General features: G+C 50.9%; 16 protein-coding genes and 1 pseudogene. 2 read left to right on the top strand and 15 right to left on the bottom strand.

All coding sequences use genetic code 11. The features are described from left to right. Positions 1–124 precede the first annotated feature (124 nt). Positions 125–466 carry a hypothetical protein gene (locus FEF65_RS11435; protein ID WP_138239951.1) on the top strand — a complete coding sequence of 114 codons (342 nt, stop codon included), beginning with the start codon at positions 125–127 and terminating at the stop codon, positions 464–466. Here the strand turns inward: FEF65_RS11435 and FEF65_RS11430 are convergent. Further along, positions 453–3,704 carry an AAA family ATPase gene (locus FEF65_RS11430; protein WP_138239950.1) on the bottom strand — a complete coding sequence of 1,084 codons (3,252 nt, stop codon included), beginning with the start codon at positions 3,702–3,704 and terminating at the stop codon, positions 453–455. The genes FEF65_RS11435 and FEF65_RS11430 overlap by 14 nt on opposite strands. Before the next feature lie 12 nt (positions 3,705–3,716). Further along, positions 3,717–4,943 carry an exonuclease SbcCD subunit D C-terminal domain-containing protein gene (locus FEF65_RS11425; RefSeq protein WP_138239949.1) on the bottom strand — a complete coding sequence of 409 codons (1,227 nt, stop codon included), beginning with the start codon at positions 4,941–4,943 and terminating at the stop codon, positions 3,717–3,719. A 241-nt stretch (positions 4,944–5,184) separates the two neighbouring features. On the opposite strand from FEF65_RS11425, the pseudogene FEF65_RS13825 reads away from it, so the two are divergent. Further along, positions 5,185–5,448 (top strand): annotated as a pseudogene (locus FEF65_RS13825) (hypothetical protein); the annotation flags it as partial. A gap of 261 nt (positions 5,449–5,709) precedes the next feature. Here FEF65_RS13825 and FEF65_RS11415 read toward each other — a convergent pair. The 13 genes from FEF65_RS11415 to FEF65_RS11355 all read right to left on the bottom strand — a co-directional run bounded on the left by FEF65_RS11415 (position 5,710) and on the right by FEF65_RS11355 (position 21,425). Further along, the gene (locus tag FEF65_RS11415; protein ID WP_138239947.1) at positions 5,710–5,955 is read right to left on the bottom strand and encodes a DUF6933 domain-containing protein; all 246 of its coding nucleotides are present in this window, start codon (positions 5,953–5,955) and stop codon (positions 5,710–5,712) included. 19 nt (positions 5,956–5,974) lie between these two features. Continuing rightward, the gene (locus FEF65_RS11410; protein WP_138239946.1) at positions 5,975–7,318 is read right to left on the bottom strand and encodes a type II toxin-antitoxin system HipA family toxin; all 1,344 of its coding nucleotides are present in this window, start codon (positions 7,316–7,318) and stop codon (positions 5,975–5,977) included. Continuing rightward, positions 7,312–7,575: a helix-turn-helix domain-containing protein gene (locus FEF65_RS11405; protein WP_138239945.1), complete on the bottom strand. Its 264-nt coding sequence runs from the start codon at positions 7,573–7,575 to the stop codon at positions 7,312–7,314. The genes FEF65_RS11410 and FEF65_RS11405 overlap by 7 nt, the downstream gene beginning before the upstream one ends. Positions 7,576–7,861: 286 nt before the next feature. Beyond that, positions 7,862–8,782 (bottom strand): PIN domain-containing protein, encoded by a 921-nt coding sequence (locus tag FEF65_RS11400; RefSeq protein ID WP_138239944.1) that lies wholly within the window; start codon positions 8,780–8,782, stop codon positions 7,862–7,864. Continuing rightward, positions 8,782–9,693 (bottom strand): DUF5655 domain-containing protein, encoded by a 912-nt coding sequence (locus FEF65_RS11395; RefSeq protein ID WP_138239943.1) that lies wholly within the window; start codon positions 9,691–9,693, stop codon positions 8,782–8,784. Before FEF65_RS11395 ends, FEF65_RS11400 begins: the two co-directional genes overlap by 1 nt. Further along, on the bottom strand, positions 9,690–12,728 hold the full coding sequence (locus tag FEF65_RS11390) for a reverse transcriptase domain-containing protein (RefSeq protein ID WP_138239942.1): 3,039 nt from the start codon (positions 12,726–12,728) through the stop codon (positions 9,690–9,692). The genes FEF65_RS11395 and FEF65_RS11390 overlap by 4 nt, the downstream gene beginning before the upstream one ends. A 31-nt stretch (positions 12,729–12,759) precedes the next feature. Beyond that, on the bottom strand, positions 12,760–13,689 hold the full coding sequence (locus FEF65_RS11385; protein WP_138239941.1) for a hypothetical protein: 930 nt from the start codon (positions 13,687–13,689) through the stop codon (positions 12,760–12,762). A gap of 3 nt (positions 13,690–13,692) precedes the next feature. Continuing rightward, positions 13,693–14,925 (bottom strand): restriction endonuclease subunit S, encoded by a 1,233-nt coding sequence (locus tag FEF65_RS11380; protein ID WP_138239940.1) that lies wholly within the window; start codon positions 14,923–14,925, stop codon positions 13,693–13,695. Next, positions 14,922–15,947: a PDDEXK nuclease domain-containing protein gene (locus FEF65_RS11375; RefSeq protein ID WP_138239959.1), complete on the bottom strand. Its 1,026-nt coding sequence runs from the start codon at positions 15,945–15,947 to the stop codon at positions 14,922–14,924. The genes FEF65_RS11380 and FEF65_RS11375 overlap by 4 nt, the downstream gene beginning before the upstream one ends. Before the next feature lie 62 nt (positions 15,948–16,009). Next, a complete protein-coding gene (locus FEF65_RS11370) occupies positions 16,010–17,668 on the bottom strand; it encodes a type I restriction-modification system subunit M (RefSeq protein ID WP_138239939.1) in 1,659 nt (552 codons plus the stop codon). A 219-nt stretch (positions 17,669–17,887) separates the two neighbouring features. Continuing rightward, positions 17,888–18,259 (bottom strand): GxxExxY protein, encoded by a 372-nt coding sequence (locus FEF65_RS11365; protein ID WP_138239938.1) that lies wholly within the window; start codon positions 18,257–18,259, stop codon positions 17,888–17,890. A gap of 38 nt (positions 18,260–18,297) precedes the next feature. Next, positions 18,298–21,099 carry a type I restriction endonuclease subunit R gene (locus FEF65_RS11360; RefSeq protein WP_138239937.1) on the bottom strand — a complete coding sequence of 934 codons (2,802 nt, stop codon included), beginning with the start codon at positions 21,097–21,099 and terminating at the stop codon, positions 18,298–18,300. A gap of 50 nt (positions 21,100–21,149) precedes the next feature. Next, on the bottom strand, positions 21,150–21,425 hold the full coding sequence (locus FEF65_RS11355) for a hypothetical protein (protein ID WP_138239936.1): 276 nt from the start codon (positions 21,423–21,425) through the stop codon (positions 21,150–21,152). Positions 21,426–21,488: the final 63 nt, after the last annotated feature.

Raw genomic sequence — 21,488 nt, 5'->3', positions numbered from 1 at the left:
CAATGCCTTCGTCAGTTGTTTGAGAAGTCCATTTTCGCCAATCAGGTCTTCCGGCTTTTTATAGTCGGATAACAGCTGATCCAGCAGTTCAGTGGATAATTTTGAAACGGTCATACTCGCTCCTTTGAGTGAGGCGGAAGACTCCGCCAGATTGACCGTTTACACAAAATTCAGGACATCCTCTTATGTATTGAGTCTCACCACGTATCTGGTTTCCACGTGTTCAACTCAGGAGATGCTGATTTATTGCCTTCCTGGAAAAAATCAGTTCGCAAAGACAAAACCACGCTATAAATCAGGCACTTACGCGTCTGATTTGATTCGCTGCATCCTGCAGCTCACTGGCAGCGGCAATGCTGTCCAATCCGGCTATCCTGCCGGACTGTGGCGGCCGTCCATGGCTCGCTCGGAAGCGCCGAATGAATCAGCGCTTCCCTCACGAACGCCAGCCATCAACAAGCGCTGACTCCCGGTCCGGAGATACGGCTTCTGCCACCGGTTTTCGATTCGACCTGAATCTGCGTGGCGATGCGCTCTTTTAGTGCCTGCACATGTGAAATAACACCAATCAGTTTGCCCTCCTGCTGCAGGCCGGAGAGGGTTTCGAGAGCGGTATCCAGCGCCTCATCATCCAGGGTGCCGAAGCCCTCATCGAGAAAGAGTGAATCCACCCGCACCTTTCTGCTGGCCATCTGCGACAGGCCGAGTGCCAGCGCCAGACTGACAATAAAGCTCTCGCCACCCGAGAGATTCTTGGTCGAGCGCACTTCACCCGCCTGATAATGATCCACCACATTCAGCTCCAGCGGCTGTGCAGTGTCCCGAATCAGCAGATAGCGATCACTCATTTTCTGCAGCTGCCGGTTGGCGTGACCAACCATCATTTCAAAGGTCAGCCCCTGGGCAAAATTGCGATATTTCTTACCATCAGCAGAGCCGATCAGTTCATGCAGGTTTTTCCAGCGCTGGTATTCGGTTTCCTGCGCCAGAATCGCAGCAGCCTGTTCTTTCACCTTCTCTTTGGCTGTGTTATGCGCACTCAGTCCATGCCTGCAGCTTGCGATCGCCTCTCTGAGTTCATTCAGCGATGCATGACAGCTTTCCAGTTCCGGCGTGAGTTCCTCCATCGTTTGATCCGTCATATTGCGAGCACGCTCTGCCGCCAGACTCCTCTGCTTCTCCTGTTGTCTGGCTTTGAGATCAATCTGACGCGTATCCAGCTCCTTTGCCTGTCCAGATAGGTCAGACCTGACATCTGCTGCCAATCGGGCATCCATAAAGCGGGATTCATCCGCAAAACCGGCATCTACGCACGCATCCGTAAATGATGCCTCGACCTGTTCCAGCTCCGGTTTTCGCTGTTCGATTCGACTGATCAGATCCGCAAGCTGAACCTGTGCGGTATGCAATGTCTGCTGATGATTGGCCTGGCTATCTCTGGCTGATTTTTCAGCCGCCTCCGCCTTTAGCAGATCCTCGTTGTAGCGCAACTCTTCCTGATCCGCCTGCCTGTCTCCGAAGAGTCTGTGGCGGTCATCCTGTTGCGTCTCCAATGCCAGTATCAGTTTTTGTAGCGCTTCCTGTTGTTCATCCAGCGCTTTCGCTCTGGTTTTGATGACTCCATCCAGTGCATTTACTTCACTATCGATGTTACTGATTTGTTTATCAATTTCCGCTCTGGCGCCGCATTGCTCCTGCCAGTTCTGTCGCCTCGCACGAAGTGCTTTGAGTAACTCATGCACATCGACCTCATCACTATCTGTGATGCCCAGAGGTTCTAATCTGCCGAACAAACGCTCTCGCTGTTGAACGCGTTCGTTGGACAATTTTTCCAGCACTGCGCTGAGATCAGCCTCAGCTTTTGCTGCCAACTGTTTTGCATGCAGCGACTCTGTCTCTTTCTTCTCGGACTCAATTTTATTATTTCGGGACAGGTCTACCCTAATGATGCAGCCGGTGATAACGGTCTCCTGTTCACGAGCACACCGAATCAGGCTATCGAGTTCGTTGACCTCTTGTTGAAGAGCATCCGGCTGCGGCACATTGCCTGTCGCATAGGGATGCTCTAGTGCTCCGCATAAAGGGCATGGCGAACCATCTTCCAGCTTTGAACGCTGTTCTTCGAGGGCTTCAATCCGCCTCAACAACACCATCTCCCGCATCAAGGCATCTTTTTTATCCTGATACTCCCTGAGCAGGCGTCCATCCAGAATCTGCGCAAGCTTCTCCTGTTCCTGTGCCAGAGATCGTGTTGCCTCATCCAGGGCCACGTTCTGAGACAAAGCATGTTTTCGGCACGTCTCATAAGCATCTGAAGCCTGCGCCACCGTGTTCACAGCAGCAGCCAGCTCCCTCTCTTTTCGGGCAACCTCATCCTGCAAAGGCGACAAGCGATCGACCTGAGCCTCGATACCGGCCATGCCTTCAACCAGCCATTCATCTGCTGCATGCTCGTTGAGAAACTGACTGATTTCATTCAGACGGCTCAATGCGTGTGCGCGCTGCTGCTGCTTGTGATCATATGATTGCTGATCGGCAGCAATAACCCTGGATGCCACCTCGATCTGTTGCCTGATATTGATCACGCCCTTTTCACTTGCCGCAATTTGAAGATCGAGCGCACGCACCTGTTTTAAAAGCGGCATGGCCTCATCCCGCTGATTACGGGCAGTGGCCAGCCATTGCTCTGCCTCAGCCAGAATTTCTGCCCGCTTGCCGCTTTCAGCTTTGAGTTCCGGAAGCTTCTCCTGCATCCGGATTAACGATGCCCCATCCTCCGCCTGCTGTTTTCTGAGTCCTGTCAGGCTGGCGTAGCTGCCATCCAGTGAGGATGCCTGCATCGCCCGCTCAAGCTGTTCACGCTGAGGCATGAATGCAGCAAGTGATTGCTGCAATACTTCCGCTTCAGTATTCAATATACTGATTTCACTATGTAGTCCGGCAATGGTATTCAACCAGCGAATGGCCTTTTCAATCGCCACCAATCGTTCGGCAACCACGGCCTCTGCCGCCAGCTTATCGGCCAGAGACTGCTCCAGTTCACGCTCCTGCTCCGGATCGAGAATCGAAGCCGATACTGTTTCTGTCCTGGCCTTGAGTTGGTTCAGCTTCTGATTTTCCAGACTCTGTATTTCATGCACTTTTTTGGAGATGTCACTATATATCTGAGTGCCGGTGATCTGTTCCAGAATGTCTGAGCGCTTATCCACGGTGGCTTGCAGAAATGCGGCAAAGCTGCCCTGAGCCAGCAACATTGAACGGGTAAAGCGGTCGAAATCCATGCCCGTGGCTGCCTCGATCCGGGTTGCCACATCCTGAAGCTTCGTAGCCAGAATTGTGCCGCTCACAGCATCGGCAATCTCATGCTTCGGATTCTGCAGCTCGCCACCGGCATGCTTGCGGGCCCGATGCTGACTCCAGTGGCAGCGATAACGCCCCGTTTGGGTTTCAAATGTCACCTCGGAGAAACACTCACCGGTCTGGCGTGACATGATCTCGTTGGCACTTTTGGTCACCCTGTTCAGGCGTGGTGTACGTCCATACAGGGCCAGGCAGATGGCATCAAGAATCGTCGACTTGCCGGCGCCGGTCGGACCGGTGATGGCAAAGATGCCATCCGATACAAATGCCGGATGGGTGAAGTTGATCTCCCACTCACCGGCCAGTGAATTCAGGTTTTTGAAACGGACATTCAGAATTCTCATGGTATCCCCTGCTTAAGCCTGTGTATCGCATTCATTCAATAATGTGAGCGTTTCCTGATAAGCGTGCAGAAGTTCTGGCCGCTGTTCCTCCGCGACTTCGTGCGCATCCAGACAACGGGCGAAGACATCATACTCATTCAGGTCATCGAGTGTTTCCTCATCATACATTTGTCCCAGCATCCGATCGATAATGCGATTGTTCTTGACCCGCAGGATTTCCATCCCGGTACCGGCTGTTGTCTGCTCAAGCCGCTCGCGCAAATCGCCGATCACATCCATGCCATCGTAGACCACCTCCAGCCAGGCGGCAGAACTGTTTGCCACTAATGCACCGATTCGATCTGCAATCGTTTGCCAGTCACCGCGAATGCGCTCCAGTTGCTGAAACACCGGCACATGGATCCGTTGCACCGATACACTCCTGTGTTCGAACGCCACCAGACAGACACTCTTTTGCTGCTTTGCCTCACCGAACCCCATCGCGATCGGTGAACCGCTGTATCGTATGTGCTCCTGCCCGCCCACCGGCTGCGGCACATGCAGATGTCCAAGCGCCACATAATCAAAGCAGTCCGGGAAGATGGTTGCTCCGACATGGGCAAGGGAACCGACATAAAGCTCGCGCACTCCATCCCCATCGATCGTCTGACCACCGGCCGTAAACAGATGGCCTGTGGCGACAATCGGAATATCAGCCCCGAGCTCCGCCCGTTTCTGCTCAGCCAGTGCAGCGATCGCGGCATAGTGATTGCGGATGCCCTCGATCAGCTTCCGCTCCTTATCGTCGATACTCTCACCGGCTTCCGCCACGCGAATATCGCGATCCCGCAGATATGGCACGGCACAAACAATCAGCTCCGCTTCTCCTGTATCACCGCGAAGCACCAGCAGCTCATCGCTCACCCGGTCGGAGATTGCCCCCACCACATGCACATTCAGTGCTTTCAGCAGCTCTTTCGGTGCATTCAAAAATGAAGGTGAATCATGGTTGCCGCCTGTCACCACCACATGCCGGCAGCAGGAAGCGGCAACGCGACAGAGAAAGCGGTAATAGAGCTCCTGCGCCCGATTGCTCGGTGTGCCCGTATCAAACACATCCCCGGCCACCACCAGCACATCGACCCCGTTCTGCGCAATAAGTTCGGCTTGCCAGTCCAGAAATGCAGCGAATTCTTCATAGCGCTTGCGTCCATACAGGTTGCGCCCGATGTGCCAGTCTGATGTGTGGATGATTTTCATATACCCGCTCTCTTATTCAAGATTTCCTGTTAAGCAACGTGTAACGCTCATATGCAACGGTTATCGAGCCCAGCGCAGAAAAACGCAGTCACTTATGCCTGACACGACACCAATTTCTTAAGAGCTTATATTCAATCTGTTATGTATGTATAACAGTTTATAATCGAAGCCTTATGATTACGTTTGATATGTCAGATAAAGCCACTCTGTAGAGGCCGGCAAGCGATTCAAGGCGCTTCGCTTACGCAAGAATGTGACTCAGGATGAGCTTGCAAAGCTTGCCTGTGTCTCAGTCAGCAGCATTAAAGCACTGGAGCCCGGGAACGCCAAGCTATCAACGATGATGGCAGTACTGCGCGAACCTGGTGCCCTTGATGCCCTCGATGCTTTTATCCCCGAAATCACAATCAGTCCGCTCGACACAGCCAGAAGAAACGCTAAAAAGCGAGAGCGTGCAACGCGATCACTTGACACCGCAAAGCGTGAGGATGAATCAGAATGGTAGATAAACCGCATTCGTGCAGACAAGCAGGTGTTAGTTTATATAGCCTCAGTTTGTCGGCGGTAAGCGCCTGTGATAATTCATTATTACAAACTGAACATGAAGGTCTTCGGATAGCTCAGAGTCCCCTTCTCCAAGCGCTCAATAACCCATGCCTGGCACCGTATACAATAAACTGCACAAATATAACTCACAAATAAAGCAATAGTTGATTTATATAAAAGCGAGATATAACTCAGTAACTCATGCCTGCCGAACCATAAGTCAAATAGTCAAATCAGACCCGCTTCCCACAACTATAAAGTAAAGAGCTGGCCCCTTTCTTACTTTCTTCACACCAACCATCAACAACACAAACCGGGTTTGATCATGGCAGAACATCACGCAGTTACGGCGATCGATCGTATAAAGATTGGCATGCCAGCTTCCCAATGGATTGGAGTCAATCAAGGGCTCGGCACTTACATCCGACAGCTTAGCTGCAAGCTTTTTCGTGCAGTGAATGATCAACCTGACACACTCCTCATGTTCATATTGCTCTTTGAATGATTTCAGCCGATTCCTGCAGGCCGGAGAAAACCTTGTCAGTGACTATCGCCGGAAAATCCTCTGGCAGCATCTCAGAAACCTCACCAATGACCTTTGGTGTATCAGCCAGAATCTCTTCGATGATGCCATCGACCTCACCGCCAAGTCCCAGCTTCTTAGCCACAGAATAGAAATGTCGGGGATGGATATCCTTCAGTTTGTAGTGCTCATTTCGTGAGCGAAAGGCCATCGCAAGCCGTGCTTTGTGCCTGCTTAACTGGTTTGCCTTCTCCCCCATGATGGGCCATGTCGACAGCACATCGTATATCGGAGTCATGCGATACGTTCCTCCAGCTTCGTGAAAGAGACTGAAGTTTTTCGCATGCCCATCGGTTGCCGCGAGCATCCAGAACAGAATCTGGGTTTTATAGAACGTCCTGCGATCCTGATCGGCGGTTGCAGAGCCTCGCAACAGCCTGAGCAAATCACTCATACCCGGGCCTCCGTCACTCTCGTACTTAAGTTCCGGCGGCTTGCCCAGTGCCTGACACATATCTTCCTGAGGCAATCTGAGCCAATACTTTCCGTGAATGGATGACTTTCTGTCAAAACGCTCAACGACCAGTGCCTTTGTCTCTCCGAACATGGCCATATCGCACCGGGCAACCGGGATACCATAAGCCTGCATGATTTTTGAACAGAGCCACTCATTCTCAACCGATATGCTCATATCCGCATACATATTGCCCACCAACCCAAGCGGCAGCTTCATGATATGGGTGGTCGGTGTGACGCCGATCGGAGCATGCCACTGGCCTTCATGCCAAAGCAGTGCCGTTTTCTCCTGTGCGCCGGCAATCGAGATACGAAACTCATCCCTCACCTCTCCAGCCAGCCTGGCGGTCGTTGCAGCACGCAAATATTGCTCGACCTGCTCTGCTGTGAGCGGACGCGCTGTGATGCTGTTCCAACCCTCTGGCTCTTCATCTTCATGCAGAAGCTGAATGGCTCCAACACAATCCCTGCCGACTTCGGCCAGCAAATCGAATGGTGTACTCCCGCTTGCACCATAGTTCTGCTGGATGCGGCGGCGGATCTCCTTGCTATCCGGCAACAGATTGTCGAAAAAGCTTTCGACAACATCCCCTGTCACTGGCGCATTGCCCGGCTGGAACGGCATGGAGAGCGAAAGCACTCGGCGATGCGGAGAGTGCAACCAGCTTTCGGCATACCGAAACTGTTGCGGTTTTTGTTTGTAAACATGCCAGGTGCCGGCAAGCTGACCATTCATCCAGACATTCAGTGATTGCCTGTTTTTCGAACGCCTGCGAACCGGAGTCACCATGATTCTTCTTCAGGTGTGCGATTGGATGCGTTTGCGCTTTTGCGCTCCCTGATAATCAGGTCTGCATCCAGCGCCGAAAGCATTTGTAGAATCCTTTCAAAGTGAACCTTCTCCGGATGCGCTTCATTCCTGGCAATCACTCTTTGCGAAACCCCGAGCTTCTCGCCCAACTGTTGCTGAGTTAACCCGGCCTGCTTTCGCAACGTTTTAAGCTGTGTGGAAAGCTGTTGTGCAATGGCAACCTTGTATTCCATCATTCACCTCAGCCAACACCATAGACCTTCATCGATCTAAAGTAAATATAGATCCTTATCGATCTAAATACATTTTAGATCATAAACAGTCTATGAAAAGTCATGCCTAAACTCCGACATATTCAGCTCCTTATCAGGGGCACATCTTCATCAATGTGTCTCAATTGATTTATATGACAGCAAGATATAACTCAGCAACTCATGCCTGCCGAACCATAAGTCAAATAGTCAAATCAGACCCGCTTCCCACAACTATAAAGTAAAGAACTGGCCCCGCACTTTTTTTTCGTCATTTTGATCCCCTGCCTTGTCTGTCCAGCTCCAACATAGCCTTTTCCAGATGCGCATTGGCTTCTGCTCCATGCTTTTCGGAAAGAGCTGCCGCCTCAGCAATATGTTCCGCAATGAGTGGAGTAACACCTTCGATGCCTGTTACCACCGATTGAACCCACTGAACCATTTTCGCCCGAGCTCCAGGGTGAAAAATGACGAAGAAAGCACCTGCTATCAAAACCAGCTTGACCCAATCAGGGGCTCGACTGATCGCGGATGCCAATGCTTTGATTCCTAAGAGCAACTGTCGAACTGCGCCAATCGCAACACCAGAAAGCACCACCCCTGAAACTTTGATTTCCATGCTTACGGCGATGGCTCGTGAGTAGTCACGCAGAGAGGTAACGCATTCGACTGTAATCCAGTTGCCCCCCATCATCTCAATATGTCGATCTTTGGTAATTACACCATGGGCACTGATGTCCTCGGCAAGCGCCACAAAAAATGCATCGTCAGGATCTACACCATGTTTGAGCCTGGTAACTCGTGCTGCCTCAGGCTCTTTGACTTTCAGCCTTGGCTTGTACTGCTCCCACTCTTTGAGCAACAGGCCAACGTCGATTCCTTTGTCCGCTGCCAACAGAGGAATTTTCTCTTCGACTTCATCTAAGAGAGCAGGCGGGGCATAAACATCTATCGTCTCTGCTGCGATCACTTCCATCAGGTCTGTTGAGGCCTCTGGGTTTTTCCGCTTCTTGCATAGCCAAATGAGATCGCCGAGCACTATGTTGGTATCAACTACCACACGAAATCTGGCTATATCACCCAAGACAGGCTGTAACTCTTTCCATTGGTGCAGAGCAGCCCGTAAATGCTTCAGGTGATCTGAATGAACCGAAGTAAAAGCATTAACAATGTTCTCACTCGGCATATTCATTAGCTGGCCTCGTAGCTGTCTGACAATAGAAGCTTGGCATCCTGCAGTTGTTCAACTGTTGAGATCGCAATCTCCAGATCTCCGGTACCAAAATGGCCAATACTGCGGACGTCACGAGTGAATCCCTGTTTCAATTCAATCGAATCGGGATTTATTTTTGCATAGACGAGCAGCTTGCCGGACTGCGGGTGAACTTCGACACAGGCAAAGTTTTTGATACGCTTGAAGGCGATATAGAACTTCAGCTCCTTGACCTGTACGTCATCCCCCAGCGATAAAAGGTAGCCAGACAATTCACCGAATAGGTCTTTCAAACCCTGAGGAGATTGTTCGAGGTATTCTGATACGGTCTTATCCTTTTTCTTAACCTTACTGGAAGAGGAATCAGTAATCTGCGTGACCGTCGCAGTCGTTGCGTTGACCAGTTCAAGCAAGAGCAAGTCATCACCAAACAGTCGATACCTGATCAGTTCGATATTACGGTTGATCTGTTTTACAGCGTGTTCATCATATTTGGTGAAATCACCGGCGATGCAAAGCAAACGAGGACTGGAAAACTCGATGCTGTTCACGACATCAATGCCGAGCTTATCCATCACCAGCAACTTGAAATCGGCCTGATGTTCCATTAGCCAGTCAAGGTAAAAGAGCCCCTGATTGATGACGTTCTCATCACTCCTGCGCTTGTATTCGATGATGACAGGGCAGCCGTTTTCATCCAGGCCAAGACTGTCGATGCGCCCACCGTGCGCCTTGCCGGTGGAGTATTCGCTAGCGAGGAAGCGGACACCGAGGAACTCCTCCATGTGCCGCTCGATCTGCGCCTGCAGCGACTTCTCGATTGTCGCCGACCTGCCTTGCAGCTCTTCGACTTTGCTGTTTGAAGTCCGGAATAGCTTGATGTCACTCATGATTCATTCCCCCCAGCAGGCAACACCTTACGGTTGTAATCCATCGCGTCATTAAACCCATCAGGCACCGGCTTATAGGGCTTGTCAGGAGAGCGGTGACTGCTCTGGAACTCACGTAAGGACTGCACGTCGATTTCCCCAATGACACAGTAGTCTGTAACACCACCCTTAACTCGGAGTACATCGCGTTTCCAACTGTCCTTGAAAGGTGCCCGAATACGGCTATCACCATATTGGCGATCGTTGCATTGAATGATGTAAGCGTGCATATCCAGCGAGGCAGACTCCACCAGTGCGTTGAAAGTTTCCGTGTCCGGATTCCATTCCGGCACAAACAGCGCATCCACCTTTCCACACAGATCAGCTCGGTAGCTGATATTGGTCAATTCGCTGCAGATCAGCAGTGCAAAACGAAAGCCTCCGTGCTGAATAATGGGAGGCTTTTTCCACTCCTTGTCTGGCCTCAGCTCCAGCCCAGCCATCCGATGCAACTCCTGCTCTTCGTGCAAAGCTGGTCGCTGTTTGTCTTGTCGATAAATCATCAGCGAAGGAAAACCCAAACCATCGTGTGAGAGTGCCGCCCAAACTTGATTGCGTACCCGCCCCTTACTGGCATGTAGATACTCAACACCAGTGATCAGCGAAATCCCCCTGCCTTGCAGCTTGCGGGCAATGCGAATAAACCAGTGTGCAGGTAGCGCAAGTTCCGGCAAGACCAAGTAACGACTGTTGCGAGGTTGTGCAATCACGCCATCCAATAAACGGCACAAACGTGAATAGCGGTCGACATCCGGGTCAGGCATTCGCTTAACGGATGCCGCCCAACTATTCAATTGCGTCTGCCAACTGGAAACGGCGATGGTAAATTTTTGCGTGCTGGCGTCGATTGGGATATTCAGCACTCGATTGCTCTTATCAAAACAAGGGGACTTTCCGCTGAGTTCAAACCCCCGAACTGCCAGAACCACCTTTCGCATCTCTTCCTGCTCCGATTCGGCATATGGATTGCGGTTCAAAATGAATAGTTCGGGCAAATTGAAGGGGCGAGTAGAAAACACCAGTCCATTTGGGAGCTGCTTGAACCTGATCCATTCTGCAAGATGTATAGCTCCGATCAGCAAATCGTCGGGCAAGAAATCGGTAGTCTTGATGTAATTGGTAATTGCCTTTTTGGCAGGGATGCCACGCTGGGCCACCATCTCTTTCGGCAGTCCGATAAAGCGGAACGGCATGTGGGCAAGATCGAATGAGTAGAGCCGAGCTTGTTTCGTTTGAAAACCTTTGGCTGATACAGGCCAGGATATAAGATTATAAAGACTTATGCTTGGGATGAAGTCCGCCATGTGTTCTTGCCATGCCTGCTTGCCCACTTTGGATAAACGAGGCAGGAAGGCGGCCGAGATGCTCTCATGGATACTGGAGAAAAGCTGCTCTTGCCAGCGTTTGATCATCTCTGTGGCACTTGGCTTCTCTTCACCCTCGGGCCACGCCTTGATGCCTACCGTGCACTGATCTTCTACTTGCTTGCAGAGTTTTTCCAGGGCCTCAAGAACCCGGCGAAGCTCTGAAAAGTCCTCGCAAGCAGTGATCAGCCGAATTACACGCGGCAGATAGATGGCCAAATCAAAGAACCGAGGTAGCACCACCACATGCTGAGTAAAAGCTCTGATGAATGCTCGCCGGTGCTCGGCCCAAGCCTCTGGTAGCAGGTCTCGTTCATAGGCTTCAAAATCACGTAGTTTGATTGCAAAGCCTGCTCTGCGCATGGTCAGGGCATCGGCCTTACGCAGGTTGTCAGCAGCTTCACCATCACTTTGTGAGGCAGCCAGAAGATCGGTTCCGACATGCTCAGCAGACTGCGGCAGGCGTGGCATGGCTCGCCATTCACTGGCGCGTTCGTGGATTTGATGGGCAATGGCATCCACCATGGTTTTGCCTGACTCGCCCTCAAGGATGAATACCTTGTTTTTGCCATTAGCAAAGTGGATGCGGCTTTTGCCGTCACCTTGGTTGAGATAGTCGGGTTTAAAACAAACATTATTCCCTTTATTCTCCTCTACCCAGCCTAGTTTTCCATCAGCACGGGCGAACAACCACTCCCACAGCTGGACGGTAGAGCCAAAGTCGGCCCCGTTCTCCATAACCAACAGGATATCGTCTACATAGCGTCCGTAATATATCGGTGCTACTTCCTGCTCGATGCAGCGATCCAGCTCAACCAATGCGATATTGGCCACTACCGCCGAGGCAGGTAGCCCGACAGGCAAGCCTCTCTTCAATGGCGTGTTTGCCGACCACGCTTTAAGCGCACTGATAAAAAGACGATTGAGCTTGAGATGCTCTTCCGACAGCTCCAGCCCCAGGACATTCTCGATAAAGGATGGTGCCAGCATGAAGTCCGGGTTTAGCTCGTGATAGAAAGAACTAACATCAGCAGTGAGTGCAACAATCTTCCTATCTGCATTCAAAGCATCGCGCATCGCGGCGATCCCATTGTCACGCCAGTCGCGAAAAGGTTTGAGATAAGGCTTGAATGAGCCGAGCGACAATGGATTGATGCGCTTGCCATCCTGAGTACGACGCAAACGGTTTCCGTATGAGCAGTCGGTCAGCTTCGCATCAAACAGGTGGCCTACTTCCATCATCCATAAGGTAGAAAGCACATGAAAACTCAGGCTGCACTTGGCCATCACCCGAAATTCGGCCTTTGGTTTTTTTGATGCTTTGGTATCAGCTAAATCCTTGCAGGCATATTCCCACTCATCTGCTGGAGAGGAAAATATAAGGCCGCCTTTCCGATGATCCTTCCAGCCATCCATATCGACGGAAGTGCTGGCCAGAGTCCAGCTGCCAATGAAGTCCGCTTGCGTTACCCAAGACTCATCCTCTCCATCGATCTTCTTCTGTAATTCAGAGAGGTTGGAGTGAAGGTTTTCTTCATAGTCCGCAATCGCGTTCAATGAAGGGTGGGAAGAATAGTAGAGATCAACCTTGGCCTTGCGATAAGCAAGACCTAGATCCTGGAGAGTAGTCATCTGCTTGCACCCCCGTTAGATTCAACGCGCCCTATAAATACTTCGAATACACAAGGGCAACAGGGCAGTCTTCCCCTATCCCCTTTAGTTTATCGGCTGATACATTTTTTCTGGCGATCATCACCTTACCAGTTGACGTCCGGCTTTGAGCACTTATGCAAACATAGAAGAAGCCTTCAGATATCTCCCACGAACCATCAGGAAAAATGGTCTTTGGGCCATCCAAAGCGATCAATTTGTGTGTATCAAAAGCCTCAAGAATTTCTGGCCCAACCAATACAGCGTTTTCCATAGCCTCTTTTGTTAGTCTGAAAAAACGATCTACTTCCCAGCCGATGAAATCGCTTCGGATTGTCGTATGCACCTTGTTCGAGGTGACGACTCGGTGGGCTATGCCGAGTCGATTACAAAGATCGTTAAAGTCTGGATCACCTTCTTGAACGAGTCGTTCACCTGGCCTTTCAGGCGGTGAGAGCAAGCTGGCCACATGACTCTTGAGATACTTCTCTCGGAGAGCATTCATCTCAAGCGCGTCGGATATTTGATCAACTGTGATCTTCAGAGGTAGGCCAATTCGGAGAAGGGTCGAGGGGTCTATGTTTTCCCAATCATTAGGGTCTCTATCCGGGGCGGCAACAAGATCGAATGACTTCGTATGCATACCGACCAAGGCATTAATCACTTTGGCCATGGCCGCGTGCACTTCGAAGTCGTGCAGTCCTTCCAGGTCATAGGAGTACCAAAGCTCATCACCAATTGTTTTGATCAAAAACAAACGCTCAATTTCAAGCCCTTCAGAGCGCAACAAGGTCCAGAAAGTCTCCTCGACCCTCAATACCTGCCTTTGGAACTCCTCATAAAGCCGTGTTGGTTCAGTGGCGATCAGCTCCGCATGTTTACGAAGCTTAGCTTTAGCCTCGGTTGAGCCACAGATGTCGATGGAAATAGATAAGAATGCCATCAGTTATTTATCTCCAGTCAGACTAATCCGCGACAAATCCAGTTCGCCCTTGAATGCATTCTGGCTCAGGGCGCCATAGAGGTTTTCCAGACAGGCCAGGCTTTGCTGGTAGCTGGCCTTAACTTCGTCGGTTTTGGTATGAATAGCGGCAAAGTGATTTTGTAACTCGATTGGTGGACGTTTGAGTTTTGTTTCTTTGATAAGGCCCAAGTTTAAACCGCTCATAATTGCACCACGGTTCTTACTCCTGAACTGGTTGAGAATGAATGGGCTTGAATGAATCGAGTACGACAAAAAAATCGGATGGGCTATATCCCTATTTAGAGTAATTGCTGCCAAATGCTTGGTGTTGATTGCCAAAGGAATATGATCGGGAATAACCGCCGAGCGCCCTATGGTTCCCATGATGGAGACAATCACATCTCCAGGATAAATTCTGTAGTTCTGTAGTTCTTTGTATTTCTCATTGGTTATGAAGCGTCGTTCTCCCCATGCAAATCGATTTTGAACTGCGTTATCGATGCCTATAACGGCCACATCGCCTTCAGTTGTAAATTCACTGTGCAACAAGTTCGATCCAAATGGGCCCGTGCGCATTGCACCTTTATGCTTTGCAGCTAGATCCTTAATTTCAACCTGAGGCCAATCATCATAACCCGGCGCTTTCGGGCCGAACATCTCCAGAAAGACACTTTTAAGCAGGTCGTCGAGTTGTTGCAGGTGTTGTTTGCGCTGGGCAATCAGCCCTTCCACCTTACCGAGCAGATGGGCAATGCGCTTTTGGTCGTCGAGCGGCGGGAGCTCAACCTCGAGGTTCTTTACTATGGTTGCTGAAAGGTTTTTAAGAGCGACACCCTGCCCTTTATTAATCAACTTTTGTTTATTGCTTTCAAACCAGCACTTAAGATAAGACAGGTCTATTTCTTCGTTAGGTTTCCTTCTAATTCCAAGAATTGCTTGATTAGTCGACAAATCGCGCCCCGCGAAGGCAACCTTTCCAATTGATCCATACATTGAAAAAAGAAGCGTACCCTTTGGAAACAACCTTCCACGGATGTTCTTTAATCCTTCATCAGAAATCTTTTCTTCAGTCTCATAAACAAAGCCATTATCAGAGTTTTCAATATCTGAAATCTTTGCCCATGGAATTTCCCCACGAAAGAACTCTGGGTTATTTCTCGAAGGAGTTCCTCCACTCGATATATCACAAACTTGGGATAGAATGACCTTTCTCATCCCACCATCTCCCTCAACTGATCATCAATGAAGTCCTGCATCTCCTCTTTCGCGGGAAGTTCCAGTTGGTATTTCGAGACAAAGAGCTGGTTGTCCATGCCAGCCAGCGCATATTCGACCAGCGCGTGGTTTTTGTCGGTGCAGAGCAATATGCCGATGGGCGGATTGTCATCATCGGCCATCATGTTCCGGCGATACCAGTTCACATAGGTATTGAGCTGACCGATATTTTCGTGGGTGAAACCCTCCAGCTTGAGCTCCACCAGCACATGGCATTTCAGGATGCGGTGATAGAAAACCAGATCGACAAAGAAGTGTTCATCCCCTATCAGGATGCGCTTCTGCCGGGCCTCGAAGCAGAAGCCGTGGCCAAGCTCCAGCAGAAACGCCTGCAACTTGTCGGTCAGTTGCTGCTCCAGATGCGACTCACTCATCACCTCGGCTGATTTCAGGCCGAGGAATTCGAACACATAAGGATCGCGAATGTTCAGAACCGTTTGCGCCTCCGCCCCCTGCTGCGTCAGCTCGGAGAGCTTCTGTTTATCCTGCGACAAACCGGAACGCTCGTAGTAGAGGCTGGCAATCTGGCGTTTGAGTTCGCGCACCGACCAGTTGCCGCGCATGCACTCCATCTCATAGAAGGCGCGTTTGGTTGCATCATCGATATCAACCAGCAGATCAAAATGACTATAGCTAAGCCGCGTCGCTAAACTGGCCGGGTTCCCCGAAGATTGTGGGGACACTGTCGGCACAATTGAATCACCGGGCAGGATCGGCATGTTTTTGAATAGTGGGGGCAGCGTCCCCACTATTTGCGGATAAAAATGATAGAAGCGATGATAGCGATAGAGCTGGCGACGATTGCAGTTACTCAACCCCCTCAAAGCTATAGCGAGCTCGCCGAATAGCCTCTCCCCATACTTCGCCCGATCCTTGCCATGGAGTTCATATTCAGCGATGTAATGGCCAATCAGCCAGTTTCTCAGGGTCAGGCTAAGATTGATCGCCTTGCCAGCCTGCATATGCAGTTCGCGGTCTGCACTCCGGATGCTCTCGATCAGTTGAGTGAAGGTCTGCTCACTGCTCACCCGATCATCTCCCGCAACTCCAGCAGCTCTTTGACGATACCGCCCTGCATCCCGGCCAGTGCACCGGCATCGCTATCACCCACCTCCGCCTTGAGCAGGCGCTCCAGAATCACCCCCGGTGCTTCATATTCGATCTCTTCAAAGACATCCTCTTTATAACGGGAAAGCGAAAGATCGAAGCCCTCGGCTTCGATGTCGGCGCGGGGTACCATGAAGTATTGGGCAGTGCGGTCGGTATCGGCCTCGGCACTGCGGGCGTGATACTTTGCAACGATATCCTGCAGATCGCCATAGCCCTCCTGCTTGGTGCGCTTGTCATCCAGCGAATAGCCATCCGCCTGCATCTCATAGAACCAGACATGCTCGGTGGCCGGCTGGCTCACCTTATCCTTCGCATCCCATACCTTGGTGAAGAGCAGAATGGCGGTGCTAACCCCGGCATAGGGCTTGAACACGCCGCTGGGCATAGTGATCACGGCCTTGAGATCGCAGCGCTCCACCAGGGTTTGACGCAGTTGCTTGAACGCTTTGCCGGAACCGAACAGCACGCCCTGAGGCACGATGACGCCGGCGGTGCCGCCCTTCTTCAGAAGCCGATAGATATTCTCGACAAACAGTAGCTCGGTCTTGGTTGTACCGAGCGTCAGATTCTCATTAATATCGCCCTTGTCGATGCTGCCGGTGAAGGGCGGATTGGCCATGACGATGTCGTAGCAGGCCTCCTCGGTGAAACCCTTGCTCAGCGTATCCTTGTAATCGATATCCGGCTCATCAACACCGTGCATCATCAGGTTCATCAGGCCAAGGCGCACCATGGTGCTGTCGATGTCGTAGCCATGAAGCGTGGCTTCCAGAATAGCCTGTGCCTTCTCTGTGAGCCCTGCAGAGACTGAAGTGCGCACAAAACCATCCTCATCCGGCTTCAGATCCCTGGCACCAGCTTTTTGGGCCAGATCGGTGACGATGGACTGATAGGCACCGAGCAGGAAGCCACCGGTACCGCAGGCGGGATCAGCGATATTCTGGCCAAGTTGCGGCTGCACCAGCTCAGCCATCAGCTTGATGATATGGCGCGGGGTGCGGAACTGGCCGTTCTTACCGGCAGAAGCGATCTCTGAAAGCAGGAATTCATACACATCGCCCTGGATATCCTGGAAGGCCTGCCCCTTCTCCTGCGAATCTTTCTCCATCACTTCGAAGATCTCATCGATGGTCTTTACCGCTTCAACCATCAGAGCTGGCTTCGGAATGATGAAGACGGCATTGCGCATATGGTGGGTGAAGTTGGATTCGCTCCCGTTCATATCCTTGAGGAACGGGAACACCTTACCCTGGACGTGAGACAACATCTCCTCGGCATGCATGTGCTTGAACTCGCTCCAGCGCAGCGTGCGGCGATCTACGGCATACTGCGCAGGGTTGTCCTGATTCCGATATTCGGGCGGAATCCAATTGCCCACGAACTTGGATGTGAATGATTCACCGGTCCACTCAGCATCGGCCTGCCGCTTGTGATCGAGTTCATCCAGTCGCTTCATGAACAGCAGATAGGTGATCTGCTCGATCGCGGTAAGCGGGTTGGAGATGCCGCCTGACCAGAATTTATTCCATAGCTGGTCGATCTTCGATTTAAGTTCGGGGTTATTTTGTAACATAGAAAAACCTTTTTAACCACGGAAGGCACGAAATACACGGAAAATTATTTTATTGGTGTCCGTGTCTTCAGTGTAATCCGTGGTTAATTCAAAATTGGTCTGGCTCATAAAATCAGCCTTTCAATCTGCACCACGGAAAGCACGGAGAACACAGAAAAGGCTTTTTATAACAGTCCATGTAGTCAGTGTCTTTCGTGGTTAAAATGAAACTATCACGGTTCATAAGATCAACCTCTCTATCTGTGCTTTCGGGTGACTGCCAAAATTGACCAACAAGCCAAGCTTCAGATTCGTAGCCTTTAGATAATTTAAAACTTGCGCCCTATGCTCCGGCGCGATGCTCTTGACAGCTTTTAGCTCCACAATGACCTGTTCATAACAGACCAGATCGGGCTGATAGAGCTGATGCAATGGCTCATCCTTATAGTAAATGCCCAACTTCGGTTGAGAAACAAAAGGGATACCCCTCAGACTCAATTCCTTCTCCAGACACTCCTGATACACCAACTCCAGAAAGCCTGAACCCATCTCACGGTAAACCTCAAACGCTGCGCCACGTATCGCAAAGCTCTCTTGCTCAAACAGTAACATATAATTTTCCGTGCCATCCGTGATTTCCGTGGTTCATATCAAGCAGCCAGCCGCTCGGTCATGCGCAGGATCTCGTCGATCTCAGATGGACCGAACACGCCGCGAATACCCTGAGGATGAATCACTGTGAATGGGGCGCTGATCAGATCACGCTTCTCTACCTTCTCCCGCTCGACAATGAAGTTTTTCAACAGGTTCAGGAACTCCAACTGGCGACTGCTCAGGTTGCTGTGCTCATGAATGAACTGATCGAAAGCCTCGGCCACAGTATCGGGAAAACTCTTCAAAATCTCGATGCCGAGGATATGGCGGATAAACTGGATAAAGCGGGCTTTGCGGTTCTTATAGACCTGACGCAGCAGATCCTGCGTGATATGCGGATGCTCGGCATGCAGCAGTGAAGCCAATTCATCGGCCTCGCCATCACTGATGAAATCACCGCCCTTAATCTTCTGCAGGATCGGATTGGTTTCAGTGAGCTCCATGATGAGAGCCTCTACCATTTCACGATAGCGACTGACACTGACTGCTTCATGCTGCGGCCCGAACTCCACCATCTCCTTCTTGTGAAGCTGGTCGATCAGATCAAGGTGAATGGGGTCTGTACCACCGGTACTCTGATCACGGAATTTCATCAGCGGGCCAAGCCTGTTACACAGATCATCGAGCGCATCCTCATCCGCCATGGCCCAGAAACGATTGCTTTGCGCTGCGCGAATCAGCTCTTCCTCAACTTTGACGAAAGGTACACTGAGCGGTAGTTCACCGATCTGCTCGGTAATACTCTCTTTCAGCACTTCAGCCCGCTCTTTCTCTTCGCACAACTTCGCCAGCGAATACTCCAGCAGATCACGCTCGAAACGCATGGCCTTGAAATCAGCCTCGGATACGGTACGGAACAGCGGTTTGATCTCAGCACGCAGGAATTCGAGCTTCTGATGGGAGAGCTTGACCCAGAAATTCTCATCTTCGATCTGATGCAGGACGGTTGCAGCCTCTTTGATGACGATAGAACTCGCCGGTAAACCGGCAATCTGCTTGCGCAGCTTGGCTATCTCTCGCTCGGCCAACTCCTCATGGCCGCTATCAATTGCTTTCTCGATCTTATCCAGCCGTAGCCCCGCCAACCGGACAGGCAATGGCAACTGTGGTTTCAGCTCTTTGCCTTTCGGCTGCAGCTTGAAGTATTCGAAGTTGTCCCAGCAGTCGAGGATCAGGAAGGAATCTTTCTCAGTACACCAGGGTTTGGGCTTACTGGTCTCCAGCAAACGCGTACCGCGTCCGATCATCTGCCAGAACTTGGTATAGGAGTAGACTGGTTTGGCGAATACGAGGTTCACGATCTCACGCACATCGACACCCGTATCGAGCATATCGACACTGATGGCAATACGCGGCATATCATTGTTGGTAAACTGATCGAGCAAACCACCCTTGCCGTAAACACGCGGGTCATCCGATACGAGCACCTTGGCCAGCTCTCCGTGGTACTGCGGAAAGAGTTTGTCGAAAATCTCCTCGATACGGCGTGCATGTGCTTTGGAAGAGCAGAAGAAGATGGTCTTGCCAGGAAGCACGCCATTTCCATCCTTGATGCACTCCTCCATAAACTCCCTGACGATCAGGGCATTGGTGCCCTTGTTAATCACCTGTTTCTCAAGCTGGGTGCCCTCGAAATTGATCTCTTCAACCTCCTTGCCTTCGAGAATGAGCCGCTTCTGATCCTCCAGGGTGATGGTGCGCTTGTTGATACCCTCCATCTGAAATTTCGTCTGAATCTTCATCACCTGAAAATCGCACAGGTAGGGAGGCACATTGTTGACCGCTTCCTCATAGGTGTAGGCGAAGGTTGGCAACCCATCCTCACAATGAAATAACCTGAAGGTGTTGTGATCGATGATATCGGTTGGCGTCGCTGTCAGGCCCAGAGTGATGGCCTTGAAGTAGTCGAGGATCTCACCATAGGTGTTGTAGATCGAGCGATGGCTCTCATCAATGACAATGAAATCGAAGAAGTGTGGAGAGAGGTGCTGCGCTTCGCCCCGAATGATATTTAACATCGTCGGATAGGTGGAGATATAGATGCGCCGATCTTTGGCAATCAGCTTTTCACCCATATTCGGCCAGCGTGGCTCATTTGGCAGATGCTCCTTGAATGCTCCGAGCGCCTGATCACGTAAGGCAATACGGTCGACCAGAAAGAGTACTTTTTCTGCATGTCCTGCTCGCATCAATGCATCGGTCATAGCAATGCAGGTACGGGTCTTGCCTGTACCTGTGGCCATCACCAGCAGCATATCCCGCTTCTTCTGTTCGATTGCTTCGAGCACAGAACGAATGGCACGGATCTGATAGTCACGACCAGCGATCGATGTGTTGATCAGCTCCTGTGTCAGCGGTTTGCGATTACGCCGAATATAGCGAAAGCGCTCCAGATCATCGCGGGTGGGAAAGCCAACAACCTTACGCGGCGGGTAGTTGCCCAGATCCCAGAAATAGGTTTCGAGTCCATTGGTGTAAAAGCAGAACGGCAGCTCTCCACCCAACTGCTTTTGGATGTTGTAGCAGTACTGCTTGGCCTGCTCACGACCAAGCGCGGCGTCCTTTGATGTCCGCTTGGCTTCGACGACAGCAAGGGGACGCCCATCTTTACCCTTAAGCACATAGTCGCTGAACTGGTGACCCTGATACGGAGTTTGTGGCTCGGAGACGCCTTCGGGAAGATCAACTGAAATATCAAACTCAAGCGCTACCTGGGTTGGGTCAGATATATTCCAACCTGCGGCAGCCAGGGCGACGTCGATTTTATCGCGGCGAGTTTGTGCTTCAGTGCTCGTCAATGAGTCCCCCAGTTCCAATGCATGTGCTTTGATGCTCTAACTACAGATAATCAGATATCTAATTCCTTGAGATCTGTAACAGTGATTCGGAGAAGTGCGGCCCCTTTCGCCATCGCTCTGATCGCTGTCTGTTTTCCCTGTAAACGTTCAAAAACAGAGCCATCTAAAGTTCTTATCACAAGTTTTTTTGAATTCATTTCAGCAGCAAATGAGGCACTATACTGAACAACAGCGCCAACCCCTTCCCCTACTGCCATCATGACTATATCCCCGTCTTCCAGCGTATCAATGTTAGCATGAATTTCAGCTATATCGCCAAGTCTCATTTTCCGCTCCCAATATCATTCAAGTGGATCATTACCACCGGATAAAACGGGTTACTGATCTTC

The sequence above is a fragment of the Mariprofundus erugo genome (assembly GCF_005818865.1).
Classification (GTDB): Bacteria; Pseudomonadota; Zetaproteobacteria; order Mariprofundales; family Mariprofundaceae; genus Mariprofundus; species Mariprofundus erugo.
Note: the sequence above shows the minus strand (reverse complement) of the source record. Positions and strands in the feature narration are given on the sequence as shown.